This is a genomic window from Dolichospermum sp. LEGE 00246, assembly GCF_015207865.1.
GTDB classification, from domain to species: domain Bacteria; phylum Cyanobacteriota; class Cyanobacteriia; order Cyanobacteriales; family Nostocaceae; genus Dolichospermum; species Dolichospermum heterosporum.
Window position 1 is genome coordinate 1 of sequence record NZ_JADEWA010000726.1, and the last position, 1,509, is coordinate 1,509.

Here is a 1,509-nt window from a genome sequence, read left to right on the forward strand (position 1 = left end):
TTATAATACTTATTAAATTTAGGGACTTCCAATTAAAAAAATACCCAAAAATTTCTTGTGGTGCGGGACGAATTGCCCGCTAATCATCAAGGACGGGCAGGATACCCATCCCACAAAATTGGTTAATTTATTTTTTGGTGTTCCCTTATGTACAAAAATAAGCAAAATTCAAGCGAGTATTTAATATCACCAGTTCTTCCTAGATTCCTATTCCTAATTCCTTTTTAACCCCCATGAGTGCAGAAATTATTTGCGTTGGTACAGAAATGCTGCTAGGAGATATCCTCAACAGCAATGCCCAATATCTTGCTCAACAATTAGCACAGTTAGGCATTCCTCACTACTATCAAACCGTCGTTGGCGATAATCCAGCCCGACTCAAAGAAGTTATAGAAATTGCTGCTTCCAGAGTACAAATTCTCATTTTCACAGGTGGGTTAGGACCCACACCCGATGATCTCACCTGCGAAACTATCGCTGATTTTTTTGGCGTTCCTCTCATAGAACGAGCCGATATTGTCGAAGATATAGCCGAAAAATTTGCCCAACGGGGACGAATAATGTCCGCTAATAATCGCAAACAAGCCTTAATTCCCCAAGGTGCAGAAATTTTACCCAACCCTACAGGAACAGCGCCGGGTATTATTTGGCAACCCCGTCCAGGATTAACTATTTTTACTTTCCCTGGTGTTCCCAGCGAAATGTATCGAATGTGGACAGAAACCGCAGTACCTTTTCTGAAAAGTCAAGGTTGGGGAAAGGAAATTATTTATAGTCGCAGTTTAAGATTTTGGGGAATTGGAGAATCTGCTTTAGCCGAAAAAGTAGCCCCCTACTTTAATTTAACTAATCCCACAGTAGCCCCCTATGCAGGCAAGGGAGAGGTCAGACTGCGAATCTCTGCTAAAGCCACAGACGCAACAACCGCAGAAGCTTTAATTGCACCCATTGAAAAACAACTAATAGAAATTGCTGGCTTAGATTATTATGGCATTGACAATGACACCCTTGCTGCTGTCGTTGGTAATTTATTAAAGTCTGCGGGAGAAACCCTATCTGTAGCCGAATCTTGCACTGGTGGGGGACTGGGGCAAATGTTAACGGAAATTTCTGGTAGTTCTGATTACTTTTGGGGTGGGGTAATTGCCTACGATAATTCTGTCAAAGTTGGACTATTAGGAGTCAACCCAGAGGATTTAGAGGAATTTGGGGCGGTAAGTGCGACAGTAGCTGAACAAATGGCTATTGGCGTTAAAAATCGGCTTTCAACCACTTGGGGATTAAGTATTACAGGCATTGCTGGACCAACCGGGGGAACAGAAACTAAACCAGTGGGTTTAGTCTATATTGGTTTAGCTGGTCCTGGTAATGAAGTAATCAGTTTTGAACATCGCTTCGGAACAATTCGGGGACGGTCTTTAATTCGTTATGTGAGTGCAAATGCAGCCTTAGATCATCTGCGGAGACATCTGCTTAAAAGCTAGTAGGGGGGGTTGGGGAGGTTGGGGA

At 42.8% G+C, this 1,509-nt stretch carries 1 protein-coding gene; it reads left to right on the plus strand.

Features of this window, described 5'->3' with window-relative positions; translation table 11 throughout:
* Positions 1-233 precede the first annotated feature (233 nt).
* Positions 234-1,484 (plus strand): competence/damage-inducible protein A, encoded by a 1,251-nt coding sequence (locus IQ228_RS25955; RefSeq protein ID WP_193964999.1) that lies wholly within the window; start codon positions 234-236, stop codon positions 1,482-1,484.
* The last annotated feature ends 25 nt before the right edge of the window (positions 1,485-1,509 follow it).